Here is a 17,542-nt window from a genome sequence, read left to right on the forward strand (position 1 = left end):
ATTAAGTTACACTACATCTTTTATATTATCGCGTGCGTATTTCACCGCTTCTTTAAAGTCGCTGAAAATAAGCTCCTGAGGAACCAAATCTGGAATAATATCAATTTTTTCCATCATAACGCGGGGCTGTGCCTGAAGATCTTCAAATATAGGAGTAATGCCCTTTTTTGTGATGTTCATTAAAACCTCTTCCATGGCATAAAGACCAGATTGATCTATGTACGGAGTTTTTCCCATTCGGATAATTACATGTGTGGCGGTATCTGGAATTTGATTTGCCAATTGTTGAAAATCAGAAGTATATCCAAAAAACAAGGGTCCTTCCAAACGTTTTATAAATACTTCTTCTTTCAGTCTTTCTGGGAAATTAACTTCGTCACTCCACGCCAGCGCTAACTCGTCGGCATTTTTAAGCGGAACTACTTTTGATTGGTCGGCAGTAAGGTCTCCAATTTTCTTCATAAAAATGATGGAAGCCAATACCAGACCGATTCCCACTGCGTAAACAAGGTTCCAAAAAACTGAAAGTAATAATACAACAATCATAATGGTAACTTCGGCCTTTTGCATTTTTGGGATTGCCTTCAAACCTTTGTAATCCATTACTCCAATACCAACGGTTATCAAAATTCCTGCAAGAACGGCTGCGGGAATTTGTGATGCAACAGGCCCTAACGCCAATAATATTACTAGCAATAAAACTGCGGCAATCATACCCGAAAGTCTCGTTGTTCCCCCTGATTTTATGTTTACCACCGTACGGATAGTTGCACCAGCTCCGGGAATACCGCCAAAAATTGCTGCAATACTGTTACCAATACCTTGGCCCATAAGCTCTTTGTTAGGGTTGTGTTTGGTTTTTGTCATATTATCTGCCACCACCGATGTAAGCAAGGAGTCAATCGCTCCCAAAAACGCTAACGTTAGAGCCGTAAAAATGTAGGGTGAAATCTGCCCAAATTGGAACTCGGTAAAAATATTCAAATTCGGAATCGGGAAACCACCCGGTATTTGATCGATTGGTTGATAATCCAACTTTAGAAAATAAGCACCTACCGATACAACCAACAACGCTACCAATGTACTGGGAACTACAGTAGTAATTCGCTTGAAACCGTAAATTATAAAAATGGTAAGCGATGCTAAAATAAATTCCAACCAATTAATACTTGCGATTGCGCGTGGAAGCGCTTTTATAGCACCGGCGACACCAGAATTTTCTGCTTTCGCCAGCACCCTTGCTTCCTGAAGAATATCTTCTTCTGAAATTTGTTCAGACCGGCTTATGGTTTCCTTAAAATCCTCGAGTACCAAAATTCCCTCATCAGCTTCGTCGTGCAGGATATTTGTCATGATTGCTTCTTCGGCCCGGGGTTTAAATGTTTCTATAAAAGCTGTATCATCTTCTGTATAATAACCCAAAACGGGCAAAAGCTGTGTGATTAAAATGATAACCCCGATTGCTGTCATAAAACCTGAAACTACTGGGTAAGGAATATATTTTATATATTTTCCGACACCGGTAACTCCTAATAAAATCTGCATAAGTCCGGCCAGTAGAAAAACCAATAAAATATATGGCAAAGCCTCTTCAACGCTACCATTGTGGGTTGCAATAATGCCCGCAATAACAACCATGGAAACTGCCGTCATAGGTGCAGTTGGGCCAGAAATTTGGGTATTTGTTCCGCCAAAAAGCGAAGCAAAGAAACCAATGAAAATTGCGCCGTAAAGACCAGCATCGGGTCCAAGTCCAGACTGAACTCCAAAGGCTAATGCTAGTGGTAGGGCTACAATTCCGGCAGTAATACCACCAAATAGATTTCCTCTAAAATTTGAGAATATACTTTTGCTCATAATTATATTTTTTAAGGTTAGACTTCTACACATAACCGATAACGTCAACAGCAATGCTAACGCTATCGGTATTAATTTTTAGGCTTTAACTTATACAGCAAATACCTTTTTATTCAAAAAAAGTAACCGCTCCCGAGTTGATATCATACATTGCGCCTACAATGTCAATTTCATTTTTATCTTCCATTTCTTTTAAGATTGGACTTAAGCTTCTAATTTTATCAATGGCGAGCTTCACATTTTTTTCTGAAACAGCATCTACAAATTCTAGGTTTTTAGAGTTTCTTAAGCTTTGGTCCTCTGGAGTTTTCACCGCGTCAACTGCGGGTTTAATTTTTGCAAGCATGCCTGTTAAATTACCCATTTTGGCATCATCGCAAGCTCCTTTTACTGCGCCACAACTGGTATGGCCCAACACGACCAATAATTTTGTTCCAGCTAATTTGCAGGCAAATTCCATGCTTCCCAGAATATCTTCGTTAATAAAATTGCCGGCAATTCTTACACTGAATATGTCGCCCAATCCTTGGTCGAATACCAATTCGGCAGACACCCTTGAATCTATACAACTTAAAATTGTTGCAAAAGGAAATTGCCCATCGCTTGTGTCATTAACCTGTTCCAATAAGTTTCTATTGGCTTTTAGGTTGTTTTGAAATCTTTGGTTTCCTTCTTTTAAATATTGTAATGACTTTTCAGGTGTCATTGTTGCCTGTGTTTCTCTAGTATGTGCTTTCATAATAAATTTAGTTTTTAATAATATTTGTGTTTTTTATGCCGTTTTAGGTCTTAATTTGAAAAATTCTATAAAGCTTTCAGGGTTTTCAAAGACTCCCCGTTCAGAAATTAATTTAATATCAATGTCTCGCTCTTTGGCTTTAAATGCGAAATCGTCCAATATTTCAATAATATCATAATCCAAAAATCTTGTTTTGGTAACATCTAATTCTAAATAGGTATTTCTTGGCAATCTATCCAATTCCTTCAAAATAGCACCTTTATTAATAAATGTAACTTCTTCTGCAAGGGTCATTTTAATTTTATGTTTTCCATTGCTTTTATCTTCAATATGAAGAAAGTGTGAGTTTTGATAACTTTTGATTACAATAACAACAATGCCGACTCCTAATCCTAAGCCAATGCCTACCAACAAATCGGTAAAAACAATTCCAAGTACCGTTACTATAAACGGGACCCACTGTTTCCAACCAAGATTGTACATTATTTTGAATAAGGACGGTTTTGCCAACTTGTATCCCACTATTAATAATATTGCCGCCAATACAGACAGCGGAATCATATTGAGCAAACGCGGAATGAGAATTACCGATATTAATAGAAAAAATCCATGCAAAATAGTGGATAACTTAGTCTTTCCGCCAGATTGTACGTTTGCGGAACTTCTAACAATAACTTGTGTAATGGGCAAGCCACCTATTAATCCAGAAATTATGTTTCCGGTTCCTTGAGCCAATAACTCCCTATTGGTGGGTGTTACATTTTTATCGGGGTCAATTTTATCGGAAGCTTCCACGCACAAAAGTGTTTCCAAACTGGCCACCAGCGCAAGGGTAAAAGCCACGACCCAAACCTCTAGATTGGTTATAGCTGCAAAATTTGGAAAGCTGAATTGCCCCAAAAATGAAGTGATATCTTGTGGAACTGGAACTTCAACCAAATGTTTGCCCCCAAGGGAAAGATAATTATTTCCTAGCGTAAGTAAGTAAAAGACGATGCCTAAAACTACAACCACAAAAGGACCTTGAATAATCTTAAAGATCTTACTTTTTTTACTTAATACCTTTTCCCAAAATATCAATAGCATCAAGCTAATAATACCGATTAAAGCCGCACCTGGCGTAACATTTCCGATGATAGAAAATATTTCTGAAAATGTATTGCCGCCATTGATCTCAAAAAATTCAAGATCCCACGCTGATTCTTCATCATAGCCAAAAAAGTTGGGGATTTGCTTTAAAATAATAATAATCCCAATACCAGTAAGCATTCCTTTTATAACAGATGAAGGAAAATAATAGCCAATGATACCGGCTTTTAAAATGCCGAAAACTAATTGAATAATACCCCCTAGCACAACGGCAACAAGAAAATTTTCATAGCCGCCCAAGGTTCCAATGGCCGTTAAAACAATTGCGGCCAATCCTGCAGCTGGTCCACTTACACCAACTTTAGAGCCACTCAAAGAGCCCACAACGATACCCCCAATTATTCCGGCAATAAGTCCTGAAAATAGTGGAGCGCCACTTGCTAATGCAATTCCCAAACATAGCGGGAGTGCAACAAAAAAGACCACCAGACTGGCCGGTAAATCTTTATTCAAATATTTAAACATATGAATTTATACAAATGTGTTAGAGTTACAGAAATCTGCAACTTGAATTTTTAAATCATTTTTTGGAATATTTCCGAGGTCTTTTCGGAAAGGAATCAAAACAATTTATCCTTTCAGTGAAGAATGTTAATTGTTATAAATACTTATGCAATTTTGGGAGGGGGAGATACTACTTCCAAAAAAACCATCTTGTAGTTGTTTAGATAGTGTTGGAATAAATTCTTTTGTTTCTTAAGAAATTGAATTGCGGATAAACTAGATTTGGAATCATTTATTTGATATTCCACCATCAGTTTGGGAAGTTTAATAGAGTTTTCTTCTTCATTCATTGAAAAAAAAGTAGAAACATCTGCTTGATTTCCAGAAAGGCTTATAATAGCAGGCGTTACAAGAAAACTTGTAAAGATGAGCAACAATAATACACTGGTTATCCGCAAGCGCTTTTTTTTAAAGAATTTCAAAAATAATGGATTGAACTTAAAATCCTGTTAACTAAATATTAAAACTACAGTTGTTTTAAATCTGAAGCAGGAATCCACCCGTCTTTTCCATCGGCCAACGTGATACGAAACCAATTTCCGTCCTGTGCAGAAATTTGAACTTTCGTTCCTTCGTGGAGCGTGAAGGCTACATTGCTGCCCATGGTGGGTTCCGTTTTAACTTCTATTTCGCTGGCAAAAATAATAGCAGGTTGGTTTTTTGAATAATCACCGTAAGTGAAAAAAGCCATAGTCAACGAAGCGATTAATAAAAAACCTGCGAACATGGAGCCCACAAAAAGCAAGCGTTTTCTTCTTTCAGAAAAAGCAAAGTAATAAAAGAGGAACAGCCCAACAAAGAAAATTGAAAAAATAATTGCTGCTATTGCCCAGCCATCAAATGTAAAAACCTCAGCAATGCTCTTATACCATTTTGAAAAAACCGCCTGCGGTAATGGTTCAATGGAATCGATCTTCGCATTTTCAGCAAATGCAAGGTTGTTTTTTATGTCTTCGTCATTGGGTGAAAGTTGCAGCGCCTTTTCATAATAATAAATACTAGGGCCAATATGGTTTAGTTTATACTGCGCATTACCCAGATTGAAATACAGCTCGGCAGAATGTTCGCCATTGTCCAAAATTTTCATCCAAGAAGTGATGGCCTGTTGGTATTTTCCGTTTTTGTAGTGTTCCTTTCCTTGCTCAAAAAGCGTTTCATTTTGTGCAATTCCGGAGAAAGAAATCAATAAAATAAGTATGTACAGTAGCTTTTTCATCGTCATCAATTTTTACTGTATTTGTTTATCAATGTTTGAAATCACTTCCACCGCCTTGCTGTAATCCTGTTGTACGGATGCCGTGGAAGACGAAGCATATCGGGCAAATTCGCAGCTTTTCAACAAACTAATAAACCTTTCCACCGTAGGTGCTTCCACATTTCTTTCAAGCAGCATTTTGGAAATAAGACCCTTTTCCATTTCCGAAGTTTCTATATTCAACTTCGCTTTTAGATAATTGTGAAGCGCCCGCTCCAATGCTTCATAAAAAGCAGCTGGGTTTTGAATGTTCCGTTTTGCTTCCGAAAGGTATTTTTTGGCAAGTTTGTTCGCGCGGCGCAATTTGTTTCCTTCCACATCATTTAAGCGCTCTTTACGTTTTTTACCTGCAAGGATGAATAGGGGAATCAGCAAGAACGGCCCGCCCAAAAGCGACCAAAACAGTGGTGATTTAAAAAAACTTTTCTGTGCAATCGGCTCTAGGTTGGCATCTAATTTTATGTATTTGAAATTGTCCTTTGAAAGTACAACTTGCTTTTTCGCATCGTTGGAATTGGTATTGGCAGTAGCCGAACTTATTGGCCCATTTTCCACTTCAATGGTAAATTCTTTTGAAGTAATGGTTCTATATTTTTCGGTCTTCGGATCAAAAAAAGAAAAGGTAATGGGGTTCACAGGATAGGTTCCCTTGAATTGAGGAACCACAGTATAAGAATCCATAACGGAGCCAGACATTCCGCCGATGCTTGTGTTTACGCTTTCGCTGTGTTCGGGCTCATAAACTTCTAAGGTATTGGGAAGTTTTACCGTGGGAAGGGTGAACAATTTTAAATTGCCTTTACCCGAAACTTTCACGTCCAATTGAAGTGATTCGTTAGCGTTTAGTTGGGTTTTATTGGTGTTTACATCAAAAGTGAAATCGCCCACGGCACCGTTGAAACCATCCGGCTTGCCTTCTAGGGGAAGCGGTTTCACATTAATGGTACGTTTTCCTGCCGAAATGGTTTTATTTACACGTTCCATCAGCCTGCGGCCAAAGATGTCGCGGCGGTTCCCCTGTACGTCAATGGGAATATCCAGCGTAAGTGGTTCTATTTCCAACTCGCCTGTTTTCTGTGGATAAAGTACCGTAGTTCTTAACACAACGTATCGATAATTCTCGCCATTGTACTTGCCTTCATAAACCTTAAAATTGTTTTGATTGTCAATATTCTGGCTCCAGAAATCGGCGTATTTTGGGGTGTCAATCTCACGCCATTGACTGGTAATACTTACATCGTGCGAAACATAAAGTTTGTAGGTAACAGTAAGTGCTTCATTTAAGTATGGATTGGAATTTGAAACTTCCGCAACCAAATGTACATTCTCACTGGCTACATAATCGGCATTGTTACCGTCTTTTGGCACTTCCACAGCGGCAGTCACTTCCACTTCAACAGGAAGGGTTTTATAGGTTTCGCCTTCTATTTCAATGGTTGCTTGTGCAATGGTAATTTTTCCGCGGGTTTGCGGAGACAAAAAATAAGAATATGTTTTTGAAAAACTTCGCTTGCCATTTATCCAAGAATTGCTAATGGATTGGTTGGGCCCACCAACTACGCGGAAACCATCAAAACTTGGCGGTCTAAAATTATCGCCATCTTGGTTCATTTCAAAATCTATTCGTAAACGCTCGTTTATTCCAAGTTTTTTTTTGCTAACCTTGGCATCAAACTGAACCTGTGCCGTAACCGTGATACTGCACAGTACAAATCCTAAAAGGAATAAAATACTCTTCATCTTCATAGTCTACCAATCTTTATCCGTTCTCACTTTTGCGCCTTTTTGTTTTTCGGCATTTATCTTATCCTGTGTTTTTTTCTCTTCGTTGTTCATTGCTTCCAAAAGACTTTTAACTTGCTGGGGGGAAAGTTGTCCGGGCACTGGTTGCTGTTGTTGAGGCTTGTCGCCCTCCTCATCTTTTGGCTTGTCGGGCTTGCCTTGGTCCTTGTCTTCATCGCCTTCTTTCTTATCTTCGTTTTGGTCACCCTTGTCCTTTTCGTCTTTCTCGTCGCCTTTGTCGCCCTCGTTATTTTTATTGTCTTGGTTTTGTTGGTCTTTTTTATCCTGGTCTTGGTTATCCTTGTTTTGCTCTTTATCGTCCTTATTATCGTCTTGGGGTGGTGGCGGATTTTTTTCTAACATATCCTTCGCCAATGCTAAATTATACCGCGTTTCGTCATCGTTGGGGTTGTTGCGAAGCGCATTTTTATAAGCTTCCACAGCTTCGGTATATTTTTTCTCATTCATATACGTATTTCCTAAATTGTGGAAAGCTTTGTGCTTTTCAGGCTTTGTAGTTGCAGTGGTGGCGGCTTGTTTAAAACGAAGCATAGCCTCGGCATTTTTTTCTTTTCCGTAATAAGCAGTTCCCAGATTGTATTTTGCGGTTTCGCTTTGTGGGTTGAGCGAAATGGCTTTTCTGTAATCTGCCTCGGCAACAGGAAATTTATCCTTTTGAAGCGCTTGCTGGGCTTCACTTAAATAATTCTGGGCAGCCTTCAGTTCTTTTTCTTGTTCCTTATTTTGAGGCTGTGCAAATAAATTCAATGAGAAAATGGCAGCACAAAGGACCATTGCAATTCTTCGCGCACTTTTATTCTGAAAAAACATTCTATCTACAAACATCATTTTATTGCTTTTCCCTTTCGTTAAACAAATTCAACTTTTTGAGCCACGCTGTTTGGCGTTCCAAAAGGAATACATCCAGAACCAACAAAAATAATGCCCCAGCCAAAAACCACTGAAACTGGTCCTTAAAATCAGTAAATTGCTTAGCTTCAAACTCCTTTTTATCCATTCCATTTAGAATGGCTTTTACTTGGTCAACAACCACTTTTGTGTTTGTGCCGTCAATATAATCACCATTAGCGGTATTAGCAATCTCTTTAAGAGTTTCTTCACTTAAACGGGTGATTACCTGCTCGTTATTTTGGTCGCGTTTGTAATATTGAAGCACGCCATTTTCTTTGATAGGAATGGGTCCACCTTCCAAAGTTCCCACGCCAATGGTAAAAATACGGATGCCTTTTTCGGCAGCCTCTTCGGCATATTCTGAAACATTGCCTTCGTGGTCCTCTCCGTCTGAAATGATGAAAAGCACGCGATTGGTCTGCTCTTCATCGTCATAAAAAGTTTGTGCCATTTCGATGGCTTGGGTAATGGCGGTTCCTTGAGAAGAAACCATATCAGTATTCATACCGTTCAAAAATAGTTTTGCAGATGAAAAATCTGATGTAATTGGAACCTGTGGGAAAGCACTTCCAGCGTAACCAATTATACCAATTCTATCTCCGGCAAGCCCGTTGATTACTTGAATGATAAGCTGTTTTGCTTTTTCCAAACGGTTGGGCGCAATGTCTTCCGCCAACATACTTTTTGAAACGTCTAAAGCAAAAACAATATCCACCCCTTCGCGTTTTACGGTTTCCAGCTTGGTCCCTATTTTAGGATTTACCAATGCAAAGCTCAAACAGGCAACGGCCAAACAGAGCAGCAAAACTTTTAAAACAGATTTGAAAAGTGAACGGTTAGGGCTTAATTTTTTCAAAAGTTCTTTGTCAACAAAACGCTTTTGAACTTTCCTTTTCCAAACCAAAAGCAATAGAAAAACAACCACAATCACCGGTATGGCGAAGAGAATGTAGAAGTATATGGGTTGCTCTAATTGATACATTTCTTATAAAAATCCTTTAAATAGTGTTGTTCGCAACAAAAACTCAAACGCAATTAATATCAATGCGAAAATGGCCCAGGAACGGAACATTTCGTTATAATTTGTGTATTTGAATTCTTCAATATCTGTTTTTTCAAGTTTGTTGATTTCTTCGTAAATCTGCTCCAGTTTGGTATTGCTAGTTGCCCGAAAATACTGGCCGCCAGTTTTTTCAGCAATTTCTTTCAGCAGGGCTTCGTCAATTTCAACTTGTACATTTCCATATTGAAATCCACCGTCTGGACGAATGCCTATGGGTGACATTGCCATACCATTGCTTCCCAAACCAATGGTATATACCTTTATCCCAAATTCCACCGCAAGTTCACTCGCTATTTTGGGGTCGATGAATCCTGAATTGTTTACGCCGTCCGTCAATAAAATAATCACTTTGCTTTTTGCACGGCTTTCCTTTAAACGGTTTACCGCTGTTGCCAAACCAGAACCAATTGCAGTTCCGCCTTCAATGGTGGTATTGTAGATTATATTCTTCAAGGAAGAAAGCACGATGCTTTTATCGCTGGTTAACGGCGTGCGGGTGTAACTCTCACCAGCATATTCTACCAATCCAATTCTGTCATTTGGGCGACCATTGATAAAACGCGCAGCTACTGTTTTCAAAGCTTCCAAACGGTTTGGTTTTAAATCGCGTGCCAGCATACTTGCCGAAACGTCTATTGCCATCACGATATCAATCCCGCGGGTAGTTTTTGTTTTTGTAGATTCGTCAACGGTGCGAGGGCGTGCCAAGGCCACAATCAATGCAGAAAGGGCTAAAAGGCGAAGTGCAAAAAGTAAAGGTTTTAAACGCGCCAACCAATTTTTTCCAGATTTGAAACCGCTGATGCTGGAGATTTTTAGTGAAGCGGTTTGCTGTTTCCGTTTCCATAAATACCATAACACGAGCACTGGAAGTATGAGGAACAACCAGAAAAACTGCGGATTTACAAATTCGAAATTACTGCCCATCTTTCTCTGAAATTTCAAGCTCTATGGAAGCTTCAATTCGTTTTAATATTTCTTCGGCGTATTTTCCATCGTCCTGATACACAATCAACACTTCCTGCAAGCCATTTTGCTGTGCGAAAAGTAACAATTCGTAGGTGCTTTTCTGCTTCAATACTTTGTTTTCTGAAACCTGCACATTGAATTCGCCGTAGGCTTTTAAACCTTTTATGCCTTTTTCGGTTTCAAAATCATCGCGTTTTACGATCATATTTTTGGCGCCACTCTGTTCCAGGTCGTCCAAAACTGCATCTAGTGCCGTTTCCAAGGCAATGTCCTGTTTTTGGCTGAATTGCGTCGTAGAAACCATAATGTAAAGCGGGGAATTCATTTCGCCATAGGTGAAAAAGTCTTTGCCAATCACCGCACTTTTATCGGCATTGGTTATCGGTGCTTCTGCGCGAACAAGTACTTCTGGCGTTTCCAAAATTACTGCCGGATTGCCGTATTCGCTCTTTATCCATCTGCCTTCGGTGAGCTCGCGGAGGTCATTGCCCAAAACCTTATCTTTTAAATTATCGAAACCCGAAACGGCTCCGTAAATAACCCCTGCCAAAACCACTGCTGCGAGAACGCCCGATATTCCCAAAATCCACTTTCTGCGCTGGCGTTTTTTCTGAAGTTTTTCAAGGTATTCCTGATTGGCCAAAAGCTCTTCTTCAGTAGGCTCGGGAACGGCTTCGTGGGTTTCGTTGATGATTTCCTCAATTGTTTTTCTATCCACTTCGGCTTGCCCGGACTCTTGGTTCATTTTGGCAAATTTCACCAAATCGGCACGTTTAAAAATTGCCTCCAGCTTGCGGATGGTTTCTAAATCAAAGTCGAAATTCCCCGCGTCTTTGTGCATCATCAGGCGTGTGATAAGCTCATCGCTGGTGCTTTCCAAAGCGGCTTCATCAACTTCGCGGTCTAAATATCGTTTTACGATTTCGGTGAGGCTGCTGTAATATTCCTTGCTTTTGTTTTCTTTTAGAAGTTGGCTGTTGTCCAAAGATTTTAATGCGACGATTGCTTCTTCATAGGGCGGCAATTGCTTTTCGGCGGCTTCTTTTCGTTTTTTTCTTCGGAAGAGATAAATGGCAATCCCAACAATCAGTAAAATAGGAACCAACCAATACAAAAGCGACAACCAATCAAACGGCGGGCTTTTCACTTCCACCGCTGGTTTTATGTCGAACATTTTTTGTTTGGTCGTATCAACGGGAACATCAGCCACTTCCACCTTTATGGAATCGGTCAAAAATGGTTTGTTGTTGATGAAAATGCGCTGCGGGGGAATGGTGTAATGGCCGCTGTCAAATTGCGTTAACCCATATTTTTTGATTAGGCGTAGTTTTGAAGCTTCAAAAGTAGTGTCCGTTTTATAGGATTCAATCATTTCCAAAGGTGCAAACGTTTGCTCTTCTGGAAAGACCACAACATCGGTTGAGTCTGCCTGTACGTTTATGGTGTAAAGTATTTCCTCGCCAATCTTAATTTTTGTGGAATCGATGGATGAGGTTACTTGAGCATGGGATAAGAAGGAAAAGAGAAAAAAGAATGTAGAAAAAAGAAAATAGCTGTTTCCTTGAAATTTAAAATTTCGGTTTTTGTAATTACTATTTTGTCTAAAGTCTATCATCTCAAATCTCACGTCTAAAATCTAACGTCTCTTAAAATACCCCAACAATTTTTTTACATAACTTTCGTCAACCCTTGTACTCAAAGCGCCTGCGCCACTTTTTGTAAACGATTCGGTGAAATAATCCACCCTTTCGCGATGGTAACTGTAATATTGGTTGCGCACACTTTTTGACCCTGTGTTTACCAGTAAAAGTTCTCCGGTCTCTTGGTCTTGCATTTGCACCATTCCCAGATTTGGTATGTTTTCCTCGGCTTTGTCGTAAATTCTGATTCCCGTAACATCGTGCTTTTTGGCGGCGATTTTTAAAGTGTCGCGGTAATTATCTGCAATAAAATCTGAAAGCACAAAAACAATGGCTTTCTTCTTCATTACACTGCTTAAAAATTTTAAGGCGTTGGCGATATCGGTTTTGTTGCTTTTGGGTTTAAACTCAATTAATTCGCGAATAATCCTAAGCACGTGCGACTTGCCTTTTTTCGGGGGAATGTAAAGTTCTATTTCATCTGAAAAAAGAATCAGTCCCGTTTTGTCGTTGTTCTGCATTGCTGAAAAAGCTAGTGTGGCGGCAATTTCAGTAATAATTTCATTTTTGAACTGTTCCTGCGTTCCAAAGAACTCGGAACCGCTGATATCTACCATCAACATCAACGTAAGCTCGCGCTCTTCCTCAAAAACTTTTACAAAGGGTTCGTTGTAGCGTGCGGTAACGTTCCAGTCAATATTACGCACATCGTCGCCAAATTGATATTGGCGTACTTCGCTGAACGTCATCCCGCGTCCCTTAAAAGTACTGTGATATTCGCCACCAAACACGTGATCGCTCAACCGACGTGTTTTGATCTCGATTTTACGTACTTTTTTAAGAAGTTCCTTTGTATCCATTGTTCCAGTAGTCAGTGTTCAGTGATTAGCATTCAGCAAAAGTTTAAAATTTTATACCGGATACTACGACTGCATACTTTTTACGGTACTTCAATTACATTAACAATCTTGTTAATGATTTCCTCGGAAGTAATATTTTCGGCTTCGGCTTCGTAAGTGATGCCAATTCTGTGGCGAAGTACATCGTGTACTACAGCGCGAACATCCTCTGGCACTACATAACCGCGACGGCGGATAAATGCGTAACATTTTGCGGCAATGGCGAGGTTGATACTTCCGCGTGGGGAAGCCCCAAAATTGATAAGTGGTTTTAAATCTGCTAAGCCAAACTTCTCAGGGCTTCTTGTAGCGAATATGATATCGAGGATATATTTTTCAATCTTTTCATCCATATATACCTCACGAACAGCAGCTTGAGCCCTCAGTATTTGGTCTATGGTGGCAACCGGATTAATCTGTTCGTAAGCGCCTTTTAAATTTTGACGGATAATGAGTTGCTCTTCAGCTAGTTGTGGGTATTTTATAACCGTCTTTAGCATAAAACGGTCAACCTGTGCTTCTGGCAATGGGTAGGTTCCCTCTTGCTCAATTGGGTTTTGGGTTGCCATTACCAAAAATGGTTTGTCGAGGGTAAAAGTGGTTTCGCCAATGGTAACCTGTTTTTCCTGCATTGCCTCTAAAAGTGCGGATTGTACTTTTGCGGGAGCACGGTTAATCTCGTCAGCAAGGACGAAATTGGCGAAAATAGGTCCTTTTTTTATACTGAAATCGTTTACTTTCATATTGTAAATAAGCGTTCCCACAACATCGGCAGGAAGCAAATCTGGCGTAAACTGAATTCGGCTAAAGGTGCCGTGAACTGCTTTTGCAAGTGTGTTGATTGCGAGGGTTTTTGCAAGTCCTGGTACACCTTCAAGCAGAATGTGCCCTTGGCCCAAAAGCCCTATCATAAGCCGTTCCACCATGTGTTTCTGGCCTACAATTACTTTGTTCATTTCCATAGAAAGCACGTCCACAAAAGCACTTTCCCGTTCAATTTTTTCGTTTAATGCCCCAATGTCAAAGGTCGAATTTGTATTTTCCATACCGTATTTAGATTCAATGTAGAATGCTTTTATTAAAAGACGGTGCAAATTGAAAATTTATTGCAGAAAACCCTGTTAATGATTGGTTAAAATAAAGAAAGAGGAAAAGTTTATTTTTCCTCTTTTTTTTAATAGGTATGTTTTCGAATTTTATGGCTCCAAATTAATTTCGCCTATCGCGGTAACCTCGCCTTGAACAACGGTTACATTTTCAATTACTACCGGTGGAATTCCCAAATTTACATCTGCTTGGGCAGTAACTGTATAAGTTCCATCTGGAACGCCACTTAACAAAAATTCACCTAAAGGGTTTGCGTAAGTTGAAATTTCTGTAGTTCCACTAACCGCAGTGATCATTGTTACAATTCCGGGAGGAACAATAGTGCCTGAAATTGCGCCGCTTTCAGCAACCGTTGTTGCTCTAATAACCGGTTTTAGACTGTAATCTCCGTTACCTTGTGATACGATTGATTTATCTACATCAAAATCGAGCATAAACTCATATAAAATTCCTGCCTCAAGTGTTTCATTTACCTGAATTTTTAATCCGGATTGTTGTGCACTTGGAGTTGCTAGCGGCAATGTTTGCCCATCTACGACAATGTTATTTTGTTCTCCCAGAACTAGACGTATTTGGCTGATACTACCTGCGGGAACTTCATCATTAAATAGTAATACATTAACACCGGCGGTTAATTCCAAAAGATCATAAATGCCTGCGTTTATTCCTAAATTCAGGTCTTCTTGGCCATTGTTGTATTTAATAACAACCTCTTGAACATCTACAAATACGTTCTCATAATCACCAGGAGCATCTGTCAACCTTATTGACAATTTGGCTTTACCTTCATTCGTATTGGAATCATCATCGCTACTGCAGGATGCAAAACCAATAAATAAAAATGCAATTAAACTTAATTTTAATAGGGATTTCATATTGATTGTTTTAGAATTAGATTTACAAACGTATTGTATGACAAATAGGTTTTTAAATCTATTAGGAATTTTTAACTATTGATTTAACCTATTTTAACCTAAAAAATTTATCAGCAATGTAATTTTAAAAATGTGTAATATGAAAAACCAAACAGCATTAATAACCGGAGCAACTTCCGGAATAGGGATGGCAACAGCAATGCTTTTCGCCCAAAATGGGGTGAGATTAATTCTTTGCGGAAGAAGAGAAAACCGGTTGAAAAAACTTTTGGAAGATCTTTTTACATTAACAGAAGTATATACTTTGTGTTTTGACGTTCGAAATAAAGAAGAAGTTTTTAAAGCCATAGGATCACTTCCCAACAGCTTTTCTGAAATAAATATTTTAATAAATAACGCCGGCAACGCCCACGGCATGGATACCATTGACGAAGGGAATACGGATGACTGGGACGCAATGTTGGATATAAATGTGAAAGGGTTACTGTATGTTAGCAAAGCAATTATTCCAAAAATGATTGAAAAGAAAAGCGGCCACATTATAAATATTGGCAGCACTGCGGGCAAAGAAGTTTATCCAAAAGGCAACGTTTATTGCGCGAGTAAACATGCCGTGGACGCGATAAACCAAGGCATGCGATTAGATTTGAACGGCAAAGGAATAAAAGTGGGCGCAATAAACCCCGGATTGGTTGAAACGGAATTTAGTAAGGTACGATTTAAAGGTGATTCTGAAAGAGCTGAAAAAGTCTATAAAGGTTATAAACCATTAAAACCTGAGGATATTGCAGACATTATTTGGTTTGCCATAACCCGTCCCCCACACGTAAATATTGCAGATTTGACGGTTATGTGTCTCGATCAGGCATCTTCTACAATTGTGAATAAGTCATGATCAACAAACGTCTTTTAATCAAAAACCTGCTCGCCCATAATGACGAGAGCAGTTTCTATGATAAAAAGCGAAAAATTGACCTCGGCACGAAAGAAGGAAAAGCAAAATTCCTGAAACACATTTGCGCGCTCAGCAATAGCAATCCGGCAAATAATTCCTTTATCGTTATTGGCGTTGAGGATGAAACCAACGAGATTCGGGGTGTGGATTTTTTTGACGACAGCAAAATCCAAAACCTCGTAAATGCGTATCTTACCAATGCGCCACTGATTATTTATGAAAACGTCGCATTTCCAAATCTGCCTTCAGATAAAGTGGTGGGCTTGGTAACCATTCGGCCCAACGGGAAAATAACTTCGCTTCGCAAAAACATTTGGAAATATTGGGGTGGCTCCATTTTTCTTCGCGATGGCAGTATTTCGATGCCGAAGGATTTCGACATCGAGATAAAAGATGTGAATTCAGAAATCGTAAGATCCATTGAAAATGCCGCCAAGAATAATATTGAACTCACTCTGGACGGGGTGATGGATTTCATTAACCATCGCCACAAAGATTTGGAAAGCCACTACAAGGTTTTTAAGGAACAATTTGTGGTCTGTTGGGCTGGAACTCCAAAAAAGCTGAAAGACAAAACCTATTATTCACGGGTGGACATCGAATTGATAAACGAACAGGTTCGACTTTTTTATTCGGCTTTGGATGAAATAAGCATTACATATAATGATGATTATTTTAAAACCGTAGAGTATGTTCATTTGGGATTGAATGAACAATTTAAATATTATCCTTTGGAAGAAGTGACCATTCATTTCAAAGAAAACGGTTCGTATAATATGGATTCCAAACTCATTTTTGAGCCTCCGCAATTCAATAAAAAGACACTTTTTCACATTTATAATGCGAACAATGCAATTTTGGAAAAGCTGAAAAAGAATATTCCGCTGAACGCTTCCGAAGAAAAAGATTTGCGAAATCTACCCTCAACCTACCTAATCTGTTATTTAAACGATTTTGATGATGCGAAGGAAAAATTGCAGGATGCTAAAGAGTTTTTAAGAGATTATGATATGGAAGCGTACCAACTTTTAAAAGAATCGTTGCGCATTTTGAGAAAAGTTAGTTATAATTAAATTATGAAAACAGTTGTAATTGGTGATATTCATGGAGGTTTTAGAGCTCTAAAACAAGTATTGGAAACAACAAATCTTCCGAAGAATACAAGGTATATTTTCGTGGGCGATTATGTGGACGGCTGGAGCGAATCTGCCGAAGTGGTTTCTTATTTAATTGATTTTTCGAAAAAAAATGATTGCATTTTCATTCGCGGAAATCACGACGAATTGCTTTATAAATTTTTAAAATTCGGTGAAAGAAACCCGATGTGGCTCAGTCAGGGAGGGGAGAGTAGCGTGGAAAGCTATTCGAAAATTTCCGAAAAGGAAAAGAAAAAGCATCTCAAATTTTTTGAAAATTTGGTGAACTATCACGTAGATTCCGAAAACAGACTTTTCGTCCATGCAGGTTTTACCAATCAGCATGGGCCACAAAGTGAGTATTACCCAAACATGGTCTATTGGGACCGAACCCTTTGGGAAATGGTCTGCTCGATGGACCCCTCCATTTCCGGAGAAGACGATAAATACCCAAAACGGCTAAAACTTTTTAAAGAAATTTATATTGGGCACACACCAGTAACCCGTATAGGGTTTGAGAAACCCGCTAATTTCGCCAATGTTTGGAATGTGGATACGGGCGCTGCTTTCAAAGGGAAAATTTCGATGCTTGATGTGGATTCAAATGAAATTTGGCAGAGCGAACCTGTTTTTAAGCTGTATCCAAATGAAAATGGCAGGAATTAATACTTCTTTATAATAAATTCCGCTGTACAGTCCC

At 39.1% G+C, this 17,542-nt stretch carries 16 protein-coding genes; 3 read left to right on the forward strand and 13 right to left on the reverse strand.

The window, feature by feature from the left end; all coding sequences use genetic code 11:
- Nucleotides 1-6: 6 nt before the first annotated feature.
- The 13 genes from JK629_RS05245 to JK629_RS05305 all read right to left on the reverse strand — a co-directional run bounded on the left by JK629_RS05245 (nucleotide 7) and on the right by JK629_RS05305 (nucleotide 14,751).
- Nucleotides 7-1,857 (reverse strand): SulP family inorganic anion transporter, encoded by a 1,851-nt coding sequence (locus tag JK629_RS05245; RefSeq protein WP_202337563.1) that lies wholly within the window; start codon nucleotides 1,855-1,857, stop codon nucleotides 7-9.
- A 109-nt stretch (nucleotides 1,858-1,966) separates the two neighbouring features.
- A complete protein-coding gene (locus JK629_RS05250) occupies nucleotides 1,967-2,596 on the reverse strand; it encodes a carbonic anhydrase family protein (RefSeq protein ID WP_202337564.1) in 630 nt (209 codons plus the stop codon).
- 33 nt (nucleotides 2,597-2,629) lie between these two features.
- Nucleotides 2,630-4,210: a SulP family inorganic anion transporter gene (locus JK629_RS05255; protein WP_202337565.1), complete on the reverse strand. Its 1,581-nt coding sequence runs from the start codon at nucleotides 4,208-4,210 to the stop codon at nucleotides 2,630-2,632.
- Nucleotides 4,211-4,353: 143 nt separating this feature from the next.
- Nucleotides 4,354-4,671 (reverse strand): hypothetical protein, encoded by a 318-nt coding sequence (locus JK629_RS05260; RefSeq protein ID WP_202337566.1) that lies wholly within the window; start codon nucleotides 4,669-4,671, stop codon nucleotides 4,354-4,356.
- 44 nt (nucleotides 4,672-4,715) lie between these two features.
- Nucleotides 4,716-5,465, reverse strand: coding sequence for a tetratricopeptide repeat protein (locus JK629_RS05265; RefSeq protein WP_202337567.1), 750 nt, complete (start codon nucleotides 5,463-5,465; stop codon nucleotides 4,716-4,718).
- A 12-nt stretch (nucleotides 5,466-5,477) separates the two neighbouring features.
- On the reverse strand, nucleotides 5,478-7,250 hold the full coding sequence (locus JK629_RS05270; protein WP_202337568.1) for a BatD family protein: 1,773 nt from the start codon (nucleotides 7,248-7,250) through the stop codon (nucleotides 5,478-5,480).
- Between the two features lie 3 nt (nucleotides 7,251-7,253).
- Nucleotides 7,254-8,135 (reverse strand): tetratricopeptide repeat protein, encoded by an 882-nt coding sequence (locus JK629_RS05275; RefSeq protein WP_225626143.1) that lies wholly within the window; start codon nucleotides 8,133-8,135, stop codon nucleotides 7,254-7,256.
- A 1-nt stretch (nucleotide 8,136) separates the two neighbouring features.
- Entirely contained in the window at nucleotides 8,137-9,180 is a 1,044-nt protein-coding gene (locus JK629_RS05280) for a VWA domain-containing protein (protein ID WP_202337569.1), read from the reverse strand.
- Nucleotides 9,181-9,183: 3 nt separating this feature from the next.
- On the reverse strand, nucleotides 9,184-10,188 hold the full coding sequence (locus JK629_RS05285) for a vWA domain-containing protein (RefSeq protein WP_202337570.1): 1,005 nt from the start codon (nucleotides 10,186-10,188) through the stop codon (nucleotides 9,184-9,186).
- Nucleotides 10,178-11,845, reverse strand: a complete 1,668-nt coding sequence (locus JK629_RS05290) for a cytochrome c-type biogenesis protein (RefSeq protein WP_202337571.1) — start codon at nucleotides 11,843-11,845, stop codon at nucleotides 10,178-10,180. The genes JK629_RS05285 and JK629_RS05290 overlap by 11 nt, the downstream gene beginning before the upstream one ends.
- A 21-nt stretch (nucleotides 11,846-11,866) precedes the next feature.
- Nucleotides 11,867-12,730: a DUF58 domain-containing protein gene (locus tag JK629_RS05295; protein WP_202337572.1), complete on the reverse strand. Its 864-nt coding sequence runs from the start codon at nucleotides 12,728-12,730 to the stop codon at nucleotides 11,867-11,869.
- 80 nt (nucleotides 12,731-12,810) lie between these two features.
- Entirely contained in the window at nucleotides 12,811-13,815 is a 1,005-nt protein-coding gene (locus JK629_RS05300) for an AAA family ATPase (RefSeq protein WP_202337573.1), read from the reverse strand.
- Between the two features lie 150 nt (nucleotides 13,816-13,965).
- Nucleotides 13,966-14,751 carry a DUF4382 domain-containing protein gene (locus JK629_RS05305; protein ID WP_202337574.1) on the reverse strand — a complete coding sequence of 262 codons (786 nt, stop codon included), beginning with the start codon at nucleotides 14,749-14,751 and terminating at the stop codon, nucleotides 13,966-13,968.
- A 139-nt stretch (nucleotides 14,752-14,890) separates the two neighbouring features.
- On the opposite strand from JK629_RS05305, the gene JK629_RS05310 reads away from it, so the two are divergent.
- From JK629_RS05310 to JK629_RS05320, 3 genes are read left to right on the forward strand one after another with little or no spacing between them, the layout of a single operon-like run.
- Nucleotides 14,891-15,646 carry an SDR family NAD(P)-dependent oxidoreductase gene (locus tag JK629_RS05310; RefSeq protein WP_202337575.1) on the forward strand — a complete coding sequence of 252 codons (756 nt, stop codon included), beginning with the start codon at nucleotides 14,891-14,893 and terminating at the stop codon, nucleotides 15,644-15,646.
- On the forward strand, nucleotides 15,643-16,779 hold the full coding sequence (locus tag JK629_RS05315; protein ID WP_202337576.1) for an ATP-binding protein: 1,137 nt from the start codon (nucleotides 15,643-15,645) through the stop codon (nucleotides 16,777-16,779). The genes JK629_RS05310 and JK629_RS05315 overlap by 4 nt, the downstream gene beginning before the upstream one ends.
- Nucleotides 16,780-17,508 (forward strand): metallophosphoesterase family protein, encoded by a 729-nt coding sequence (locus JK629_RS05320; protein ID WP_202338000.1) that lies wholly within the window; start codon nucleotides 16,780-16,782, stop codon nucleotides 17,506-17,508.
- Nucleotides 17,509-17,542: the final 34 nt, after the last annotated feature.

Source organism: Aequorivita iocasae, from assembly GCF_016757735.1.
Lineage (GTDB): Bacteria > Bacteroidota > Bacteroidia > Flavobacteriales > Flavobacteriaceae > Aequorivita > Aequorivita iocasae.